This window comes from Carnobacterium sp. CP1 (assembly GCF_001483965.1).
GTDB classification, from domain to species: Bacteria; Bacillota; Bacilli; order Lactobacillales; family Carnobacteriaceae; genus Carnobacterium_A; species Carnobacterium_A antarcticum.
This window is the reverse complement of sequence record NZ_CP010796.1, coordinates 2,596,242-2,605,518: the sequence shown is the minus strand read 5'-3', so window position 1 is coordinate 2,605,518 and position 9,277 is coordinate 2,596,242. Positions and strand designations below refer to the sequence as shown.

Annotated in this window: 9 protein-coding genes and 3 pseudogenes; 3 read left to right on the top strand and 9 right to left on the bottom strand. The window is 37.5% G+C overall.

The genetic code is table 11. The annotated features are described in order from the left end of the window. Nucleotides 1–152: 152 nt before the first annotated feature. Nucleotides 153–1,217, bottom strand: a pseudogene (locus NY10_RS12995) (AI-2E family transporter). A gap of 44 nt (nt 1,218–1,261) precedes the next feature. Further along, the gene (locus NY10_RS12295) at nt 1,262–2,284 is read right to left on the bottom strand and encodes a M42 family metallopeptidase (RefSeq protein WP_058920175.1); all 1,023 of its coding nucleotides are present in this window, start codon (nt 2,282–2,284) and stop codon (nt 1,262–1,264) included. Nucleotides 2,285–2,722: 438 nt separating this feature from the next. Between NY10_RS12295 and NY10_RS12290 the strand changes: the two genes are divergently transcribed. After that, nucleotides 2,723–3,004, top strand: a complete 282-nt coding sequence (locus NY10_RS12290; protein WP_335338707.1) for a GNAT family N-acetyltransferase — start codon at nt 2,723–2,725, stop codon at nt 3,002–3,004. Continuing rightward, nucleotides 2,991–3,143 carry a GNAT family N-acetyltransferase gene (locus tag NY10_RS12960; protein ID WP_335338706.1) on the top strand — a complete coding sequence of 51 codons (153 nt, stop codon included), beginning with the start codon at nt 2,991–2,993 and terminating at the stop codon, nt 3,141–3,143. The genes NY10_RS12290 and NY10_RS12960 overlap by 14 nt, the downstream gene beginning before the upstream one ends. An 84-nt stretch (nt 3,144–3,227) precedes the next feature. Here NY10_RS12960 and NY10_RS12285 read toward each other — a convergent pair whose 3' ends face one another. The 7 genes and pseudogenes from NY10_RS12285 to yjbM form a co-directional block, all read right to left on the bottom strand. Continuing rightward, nucleotides 3,228–3,506, bottom strand: coding sequence for a DUF3006 family protein (locus NY10_RS12285; protein ID WP_058920174.1), 279 nt, complete (start codon nt 3,504–3,506; stop codon nt 3,228–3,230). A 1-nt stretch (nt 3,507) separates the two neighbouring features. Next, a complete protein-coding gene (locus tag NY10_RS12860) occupies nt 3,508–3,714 on the bottom strand; it encodes a ComEC/Rec2 family competence protein (protein ID WP_231726748.1) in 207 nt (68 codons plus the stop codon). After that, on the bottom strand, nt 3,714–4,463 hold the full coding sequence (locus NY10_RS12280) for an MBL fold metallo-hydrolase (RefSeq protein WP_231726747.1): 750 nt from the start codon (nt 4,461–4,463) through the stop codon (nt 3,714–3,716). The genes NY10_RS12860 and NY10_RS12280 overlap by 1 nt, the downstream gene beginning before the upstream one ends. A gap of 162 nt (nt 4,464–4,625) precedes the next feature. After that, a pseudogene (gene mgtE / locus NY10_RS12275) lies at nt 4,626–5,997 on the bottom strand (magnesium transporter). Nucleotides 5,998–6,013: 16 nt separating this feature from the next. After that, nucleotides 6,014–6,925: an RluA family pseudouridine synthase gene (locus NY10_RS12270; RefSeq protein ID WP_058918090.1), complete on the bottom strand. Its 912-nt coding sequence runs from the start codon at nt 6,923–6,925 to the stop codon at nt 6,014–6,016. Then, nucleotides 6,915–7,726 (bottom strand): annotated as a pseudogene (locus NY10_RS12265) (NAD kinase). Before NY10_RS12265 ends, NY10_RS12270 begins: the two are co-directional and overlap by 11 nt. Nucleotides 7,727–7,761: 35 nt before the next feature. Next, nucleotides 7,762–8,424: a GTP diphosphokinase gene (yjbM, locus tag NY10_RS12260; protein ID WP_058918088.1), complete on the bottom strand. Its 663-nt coding sequence runs from the start codon at nt 8,422–8,424 to the stop codon at nt 7,762–7,764. Nucleotides 8,425–8,624: 200 nt separating this feature from the next. Between yjbM and NY10_RS12255 the strand changes: the two genes are divergently transcribed. Beyond that, complete coding sequence (locus tag NY10_RS12255; RefSeq protein ID WP_058918087.1) at nt 8,625–9,221, top strand: CYTH domain-containing protein; 597 nt, start codon at nt 8,625–8,627, stop codon at nt 9,219–9,221. The last annotated feature ends 56 nt before the right edge of the window (nt 9,222–9,277 follow it).

Here is a 9,277-nt window from a genome sequence, read left to right as displayed (position 1 = left end):
GGAAATTCAAACATTAAGAAGAATTTCACGAAGTTTTTTTAACTTTTGTACCATACCGAAAATTACAGAAAAAATCGGCAGGCATGAATCCGGTTCAATACCGAATCCATGCCTGCCAATTAGCTGCTTAATATAAATTCTAACTTTAGAAATCACATCATTTTTGGTTTTTGGTGCTTTTTTCTTAAATTTATCATGTCTTTCAAATAAACGACTACCGTTTTCACTACAGCATAAAAAGGTACACCTAAGATCATGCCTAAGAGACCCGCTAAGTTGCCTGCCACTAACAAGATAATAATGATCGTTAGAGGATGAATAGCCAACGTTTTACCAATGACATTCGGTGAAATAAAATTCCCGTCGACTTGCTGCACGACTAATACAACTAATGCTACTAAAAAGCTTTAGTGGGAGAAATAGTCAATCCGATGATGACTGCAGGTGCTGCACCGATGTAGGGTCCAACATAAGGTATGATATTTGTAACTCCTGCAATAATGCCTAATAACAAAGCATAAGGCATCCCTATGATCAAATAACCAATATAGGTAAACACTCCTACTAATAAACATACTAACGCTTGGCCGCTGATATAAGAAGAGATCGTATGGTTCATTTGCCCAAGCAATTCAATCATCTGTCCGCGGTATTCTTTTGGAAAAAATTTAGCAACGGCTGACGGAAGTGTTTTCCATCTTAAATATAAAACAAATGATTGGAGCAGTTACAATAACGATTGTGGTATTTGCTACCGCTCCGAAAATAGAACGATACTAGTGGTGATACCTGAAAATACACTGTTCGCTATATTGCCAATGGATAGGTCCATTTTATTCATCGAATCTTCTAAGTTGAAATCAGCCAACCAAGGCTGTTGAACTAAATCTTGAGAAAATTTTTCCAATGACTGCATGAGACTTGGGATACTTGCAATCAATTGTCCAATTTGATTAACTAAATTGGCAAAACAGAAACAATCAGAAAAAAGACTGCCTAAAAATAAAAGCAAAACAACGATAATGCCATATTTTCTTTTAATGTTTATTTTCTCAATAAATTAATCAAAGGATTTAAAAGGTAATATAGAAATCCTGCTACAAAATGGGGGTAAATAAAGTCGATACAAAAGTAGTCAACGGCTGAAAAACAAAATTGATTTTCGAAGATATAAAAATCAAAGTAGCTACGATCAGCAGCCAAGTCGTCCAGAACATTAATTTGAGTTTTAAAATAATCCATCTTTTCCCTCTATTTCTAATTAACCCTGCATAGAGCTAAATAAGTATTTTTCAATTAATTGTTCAGTAGCTTCAATCGATTCCTTATGTGTTCGTTCATACGCATGGCTGGCATCAATTCCTGCGCTACTAAAATGACGGACATCTGCTCCGGCTTTCATAGCAGCTGAAGCATCGCTTCCATAATAAGGATAAATATCTAATTGATAAGGAATAGCATAGTCTTCGCACAATTGCGTCAACTGACGCCTCAGTTGGTAATGATAGGGCCCGCTGCCATCTTTGGCACAAATCGAGACAGAGTATTCATCTGTTTGTTGGTCGTCGCCTATAGCACCCATATCAACAGCTAAGTAGTCTACTACTTTTTCAGAAATATTGGAATTTCCTCCATAGCCAATTTCTTCATTAGTTGAAATGAAAAAGTGAGTGGTGCATGGCAAGGAACTCGTTTTATTTTCAGATAGTTTTTCCAAAATAGACAATAAAATAGCAACACTCACCTTGTCATCTAAGTGGCGAGACTTAACAAAGCCGCTTTCAGTTACTTCAGTACGTGGATCAAAGCTGATAAAGTCTCCTACTGCAATGCCCAGCTCTCTAGTGTCTTCTTTTGAAAGGACTTTTTCATCAATCCGAATTTCCATGTTCTCTTGGTTTCTTTCAGCTGTTCCCGCATCCTTATAAACATGTACACTTGTTTGATGCATTAAGATAGTACCTGTATACGTTTTTCCTGAAGAAGTATGAATGGTGCAATATTCACCCTCAATAGCATTGTAACGAAACCCGCCAATCAAGTCTATTTTCAATCGGCCGTCAGGTTTTACAGCACGAACCATCGCTCCAAGCGTATCTACATGGGCTGTTACAAAGCGTTGCTGCTGGTGATCCTCTCCTCTAACAGTCACCATTAACCCACCTTTATTATCTTTATGCCCTTCGTAGCCCATCACCAACAACCTATCCTGTATCTCTTTTATAATTTCACTGGTATTGCCTGTTGGAGAAGGAATAGAAGTAAGGTGTTTTATCCATTCCATCGTTTTTATTGCTGCTCATTTAAATGCCCTCCATTTTTATGTACTTGTACTGTCATAAGTATAATCTATTGTTTGGTAGAAAATAAAGATTTAACCTAGCTGTTTTATTTTGGTAAAGAGTTTACGTACCTTATGCATTCAAATCTATTCATAAGGTACATATCCTGCTTTTGCGTACCTTATTGTCTAGGTTTGTCACGTAATAAGGCCGTATCGATTTTTATGTGCCTTACGAGTGCTATTAAATCTTTCATACGGCACACAACCATTTTTCTCCAATCCGATCGAACCTTTTCGGCCACAACCGAAAAGTGCTCTTTAAAAGTTGCTTCTCTATAGAATCAGACTGTTTACTTTTAATGCAACACTAGTGATAGAAAACTGAGAATAATATATGGTACCCTTAACACCACATTGAAATAGAAAGAAGGTAAACGCATGCACTTTATTTGGACTTCTGATTTGACTTCTCCTACTTACCACGATGCTTTACAAATTCGACATACGGTCTTTGTAGGCGAACAAGGCGTTCCAGAAGAAATGGAAATAGATGAACTAGAAGGTGAAACGGACTACATCGTCGGGTATGTGGATGACCACCCAGTAGCGACAGCTCGTGTTTTACCAATTGGGCAAGATACCTATAAAATTCAACGAGTGGCTGTTCTAAAAAATTACCGGCGGCAAGCAATTAGGCAAAAACTTAATGTTGGAAATTGAACGATATGCTCATCAAAATAAACGGTCTTATTTAACTTTAGGCGCACAAGACCACGCTATTGGTTTTTACTCGAATCTAGGCTATGCTATCGTTGGCGACGGTTACTTAGATGCAGGCATTCCGGCATCACGATTATGAAAAAAGAAATCATTTCCGCTAATTGATTATCACTAAAAAAAGAATTGTCCGCTATCTTTTCAGAGCGGACAATTCTTTTTTTAATTACTTTATCCATTGTTTATCTTGCTGTTGCTGCTTTGTTTTCTTCAACAAAGCTTCTCGTTTAGCTTTCATTCGTGCCATTCGTTCACTTTTTTCATTTGGCAGCAAGGTTAATTGAGGAGCTGTTTGATTGTCTCTTCTCTGATAATCAATTTCAAAAACGTCTCCTAACTCTGATTCCACCGGGAGTGATTGAACAGCGATATGAATGGGTTCACTGCCATCATCGGGAATCAAGCGGGCTACTGCCCCTTCAATTTCTTCAAGAACCACTTTCATTTCAGTGTTCTCCTTTCTCCGTGTCAATGCTGTAATTGCCGTTTGGATTAACTCTCACCGTCACCGTTCCGTCTTCCGCAGTACCATAAATAGGGATTTCATGAAGCTCAAATCGTTCTATGGTTTCTTTATTAGGATGACCGTAACTATTAGTGAGCCCAGCTGAATAAATACTGAATCCTGGCTGAATCGCTTCGAATCCACTCATCACTTGAACTCTCTTTGGATCCATGGTGCCCCATCAAAAGAAGCGTCGATTTCAGCTCTGCGGCCGCTGTCGATAATCGCTTCCTCTACTCTGCTGGAAGCATCTCCACTGAGCATTGCGCTAAAATCACCCATGGTCATTTTTATAACAATGGAATCATCATTGGGATTGCTTCTCGGATCAACTGTTGGATTTAACACTTCAAGTAGAAAGGGCCCTATTTGATGGTTTTCTCCACTTTTAGGTTCAGCATATTGGGCATTGCTCTGAGCTAGAGCATCCAAGATACGTTCATAGATCTTACTCGTCGAGTCGTATCCGTTCATCCACACTTCTTGGACGTTATAGTATTGTAAAATCAAATCGCCATAACCGATATGGTCTGAGTCATTATGCGTAAAAATCAACAAGTCGATTTTGCCGCCGGTACCAATATACTGGTCTAAATACGATAATATTTTTTTGTCTTTGTCTTCATAACGACCTGTGTCAATTAAAATGTTTGTTCCATCTTCAGATTGGATCAACGTTGCGGAACCTTGGCCTACATCTAAAAATCGAAACTGTCCAGCTTGAACTTCTTGTTCTTTAAGTTCTTTCTTTTCATTTGACCAACCCATTTCTTCTTGAAAGAAAGCTGTTACCTCTTCTTTAAACTGAAGAATACGTTCATTAATAGAGTAGTCGGGATTTTCGCTTCTTCCTAAAGTCAAGCCGATGGTAAATGAAAAAAGAATAATCAATCCCATTATCCCAAATTGAGTCCGTTGTTTTTTTTTGTTTTTTTGTTAATTTTTTTGGTTTCTTTCGATACGCCACTTTTTTTCAATCCTTTACTGTTAAAAGACAACTTTCTAAAAATAGAAAGTTTGTCTTTTGGTTCTGTATTTTCAAACTATTGGACACCATTATTATCCTGTTTGGACAAAAAACGACATAAAGTAAGCCGCGATGTTAAAATAAATCAAAACACTGGTTAAATCGCTCAGTGTTGAGATAAAAGGACCACTGGCAACAGCAGGGTCAAACCCTATCCGATCCATTAAAATAGGAATAAAGCTTCCAGCTAAATTAGCTACTATGATAGCAAAAAACATGGCTATTCCGACAACAAATCCTAAAATAAAATTTTGTTTCCAAATACCAATCACAATAAAATAGTTACTCCTGTCGTTAAACCCGTCACGATTCCGGTTAAAACCTCGCTCAGAATCAAACTTCCAAACCCTTTACTTTTATCATCGTTATCTGCTAGTTTTCTTACAGCAACAGCTAAAGACTGTGTCCCAGCGTTACCGGCGGTTCCTGTAATCAAAGAGATGAAGACTGCTAAAATACTCGCTTCGCTTACCAACACTTCATAACGGCTAATCAAAGTCGCTGTTCCCATCCCTAAAAATAATAGCGTAATCAACCAAGGCAATCGTTTAGACGCGGCAACAAAAGGATTTTCCGATTGTTCTCCAACATCTACCCCAGCTAAACCAGAGTAATCACTTTCAGCTTCTTCATCAATGACATCAATAATATCATCAACCGTAATGATCCCTAAAAGATACTCATCATTATCGATGACCGGAACTGCTAAAAAGTTATAATCCGAATAGTCTTAGCGACATCATTTTGGTCGTCGGTCACATTTACTGAGACTGGACGATCCCCCATGACTTCTGAAACCAATTCATCGTCGTCATGTGTAATCAATTCTCTAAGCGAAATAACACCCACTAACCTTTCAGCCGGGTCGACAACGTAAATATAATAAATCGTTTCTGCTTCCGCTGCTTTGCTTTTTAAAATAGCCATGGCTGAACGAATGGTCTGGTGAGCTTCAACGGAGACATACTCAGTTGTCATGATCGCTCCAGCTGTTTCATCTTCATAATGAAGCAATTCTTTAATCTCATTTGCACTGTCTTCGGTCATCAAATTCAAATAATTACGCAAATCCGGTTTGTCTAGTTGCTTTAAAACATCCACAGCATTATCGGTATACATTTCACTCAACATATCGGCTGCATATTGTGGATCCATTTCTTTTAAATAAACTTCTACGGATTGCTCGTCTTCTTCAATAACTTCAAACATATCAGCCATTTCTTTTGGCGAAAGAAAATAATACATTCTTTGGCGATCTTGTTCAGATAAAGAAAGGTAGTATTGCCCTTGTTCGTAGACATGCAGCGATAAAAACTCTTGGCGGAATCCTTTAATATTTTCTTCGCTTAAGTACAATTGTGCTAATGCTAATTTTTCTTCTATTTCTACTGGCGCTTCATTCAAAAAAAGCTCCCCCTTTCTACCGGTGATTTTCTATTGCTCGTTGGCGTTCAAGCCACTCAGCAATATCGACCGGATAGTCCGCCTCTAAAACAATCTTTTCTTGTGTAAAAGGATCAATGAAATCTAGTTCACGACAATGTAAAGCTTGTCTTTTGACCCATTGATTCCACTCTCCGCCATAAAGGTCATCTCCCATAAGCGGGTTTCCGATATGAGTAAAATGCACTCGAATTTGATGAGTTCTGCCAGTATGCAACTGAATATCTACTAATGTCGCTTCTTCAAATTCTTCTCTTACCCAATATTCTGTCAAGGCCATCTTTCCATCTGGATGGACGATTCTCTTGATAATGGAGTCTTTTGGTCTAGCAATCGGCGCTTCAATTATCCCATGCTGGTTTTCTTTTAATTTTCCTGTTAATAAAGCAATGTATTTTTTGTGCAATTGTTTTTTTCTCAGCTCTTTATCCAATAAAGCGTGCGCGTAACCATGCTTAGCAAAAAGCATCAACCCTGTCGTATCTCGATCCAAACGCGTCACAATATGGATGACTTGATTTTTATATCCTTGTTTAACGTAGTATCCTTTCACACGATTGGCCATTGTTCCTGCTGGATGAACCTTAGATGGAATAGAAGCCACACCAAAAGGTTTGTTTACTACTAAAAAATTAGCATCCTCATAAACAATGTCAATAGGGATATCGATGGGAATGGTTGTATCATGCCCTTTTTCATCTGGAATGGTTATTTCTACCACATCACTTTTTTGTAAATGATAGAGCACATTTTCAATTTGATTGTTAACCGTAATTTTACCGCCTTGAAACTTCACCTTCGCCAGCAAACTGCGTGAAATCCCTTTTGTTCCTAAAAATGTTTTTACTTGCTGTTTTTCTGATGATTGATAAGTCCAGCTAAATTTCATATTTATTTTTCGCTCCAATAAATGCGTCTTCTACTCGGCTCCAAAAATGCGTATGGCGGTAACGAGCAAAATGAATGCGTTCTTTTGCTATCCGATATTGTAAATCGATAATATTTTTCTCAGATGACGATAGTTGATCGATAGTCAAAACAAACCCATCAGTCGTTATAGGTTTAATTCGGATCCATTCATCTGGTGCAACGATCATCGGCGAACTTAAGGTCCGAAAGACACGGTTGTTGATCGAAGCTATTTCAGCTAGCTGCATCGCTTCCAACCTCGGGTGAATAATTGCTCCTCCAACCGATTTATTATACCCCGTTGACCCAGTAGGCGTAGAGATACAGATGCCGTCTCCTCTAAAACGCTCAACAGTTCATCTTTAATAAATACATCGCATACCATCGTACCATCGACTCGCTTCATTGTCGATTCATTTAATGCTAAAAAATGGGACGGTTCTTTGCGCCCTTGATAAGTGGCCCGCACATCCAATAAAGGGTAACTGATGCTTTCTCCTTTATCATGAATTAAACTTGTCACTAGTTCTGACAATTCATAGTCTCTCCAGTCCGTATAGAAGCCCAAGTGTCCTGTGTGTACTCCCACAAAACGCACACGGTCTAGCATATGTGCGTAACGGTGAAATGCAGACAACAATGTACCATCCCCGCCGATCGTGATGACTAAATCAGGATGACGTTCATCTATTTTGAGCGCTGCTTTTTTAAGGAGCAAACGCAGCTCTCCTGCTAAAGTAATGGAGCTTTCATTATTATTATGGACAATTGCAATTTTCACAGTTACCCTCCTTTCTCCTACAGTGTTTCAAAAAACTATGGTTGCTTTTTGTTTTCCGTTTCTTCTGTACTGCTTCTTTTACTATATGAAAACATATGTTGCGCTTCTTGAATCTCTTCACGAATTTGAGACATTTCTTCATCTAATTGAAATACTGCTTCAGCTGCTCTCTTCAATCGAAGTTTGATATCTTCAGGAAATTCGCCATTGTATTTGTAATTTAATGAATGCTCTATCGTCGCCCAAAAGTTCATCGAAAGCGTTCTGATCTGCACTTCTGCTAAAATAATTTTTTCTCCTTCGATTACTTGTACCGGATATTCAAAAACAACATGATACGAACGGTAACCACTTTCTTTTTTATTGGTGATATAATCTCGTTCTTCAATGATCTTTATATCGTTTCGGTTTCTTAATAACCGCACTACTTCATGAATATCTTCTACGAATTGACACATGATTCGCAAACCGGCAATATCTTGCATATCCGTTTCTAAATGTTTCAAAGGGATATTGCGCAATTCAGCTTTTGCTAGAATACTGTCGACAGGTTTGACCCTTCCTGTAACGAATTCAATTGGCGTGTGCAAATTTTCTTTTCTAAATTGTTTTCGGATTCCTTTTAATTTGATTTTTAATTCTTCCACTGCTTGTTGATAAGGTACTAAAAACTCATCCCAACTCTGGTTTTCTTCCATCAATCATACCTTCTTTACCTGTCATTTCAATACGGTTTCATTTATTTAATACATACAAGTATATTTTAACATATATGTATTAAAAGAAGAAATATCCCCTGATGAAAATAAAAAATGGTATCATAGATAGATGCCTTTTACTATTAAGTTCTTAATCCATACCCTAATAACCGAAAATGAATAAGGAGACGAATATAAGCATGAGCGAACAACTAGAAATTGAATTCAAAAATATGTTAACGGCTAGCGAATACCAAAAGCTGCTGCTTTATTTTCAAGCGAAAGAAAAGAGCTTTTTCTTTCAAGAAAATCATTACTATGATACAATTCATGAAGATTTAAAACACCTGAGATGCGGGTTAAGAATCCGTATCATGCCAAATTCTGCTGAATTAACACTTAAAACTCCTTTAGGCGACCATTTACTAGAAACAACAGACCCGCTGTCTTTAAAAACTGCTAAAGAATTGATTTCGAAAAACAGCATTTTACAAACTGGGGCAGTAGCCAAAAAACTCCAAAGCTTAAAAGTAGATCCTGATAGTGTTCAATTGATTGGTTCACTTAAAACCAAACGTTTTGAAAAAGAAACTAAAGATGGATTATTTGTCTTAGACCATAGTTTTTATGGAGAACAAACGGATTTTGAATTAGAGTTTGAAACTCATGATGCAGATAGCGGAGAACAAATCTTTAATCGTTTTTTAGAAGTGCATCATTTAATGAAACGACCTTCTAAAAATAAAATAGTAAGAATGCTAGAAGCCTTCTCATTAAATTCTCCAATAACGGATTGAATTTTAATTTGTGGCAGATTTGTTACAAATTTGTTTTGTACCCATTTAGAAATAAG

Bases quoted from the DNA above. Each gene is read 5' to 3' on its own strand.
- NY10_RS12295 (WP_058920175.1), bottom strand. From the start codon at position 2,284: ATGGAATGGATAAAACACCTTACTTCTATTCCTTCTCCAACAGGCAAT.
- NY10_RS12290 (WP_335338707.1), top strand. From the start codon at position 2,723: ATGCACTTTATTTGGACTTCTGATTTGACTTCTCCTACTTACCACGAT.
- NY10_RS12960 (WP_335338706.1), top strand. From the start codon at position 2,991: ATGTTGGAAATTGAACGATATGCTCATCAAAATAAACGGTCTTATTTA.
- NY10_RS12285 (WP_058920174.1), bottom strand. From the start codon at position 3,506: ATGAAAGTGGTTCTTGAAGAAATTGAAGGGGCAGTAGCCCGCTTGATT.
- NY10_RS12860 (WP_231726748.1), bottom strand. From the start codon at position 3,714: ATGAGTGGATTCGAAGCGATTCAGCCAGGATTCAGTATTTATTCAGCT.
- NY10_RS12280 (WP_231726747.1), bottom strand. From the start codon at position 4,463: ATGGGATTGATTATTCTTTTTTCATTTACCATCGGCTTGACTTTAGGA.
- NY10_RS12270 (WP_058918090.1), bottom strand. From the start codon at position 6,925: ATGAAATTTAGCTGGACTTATCAATCATCAGAAAAACAGCAAGTAAAA.
- yjbM (WP_058918088.1), bottom strand. From the start codon at position 8,424: ATGGAAGAAAACCAGAGTTGGGATGAGTTTTTAGTACCTTATCAACAA.
- NY10_RS12255 (WP_058918087.1), top strand. From the start codon at position 8,625: ATGAGCGAACAACTAGAAATTGAATTCAAAAATATGTTAACGGCTAGC.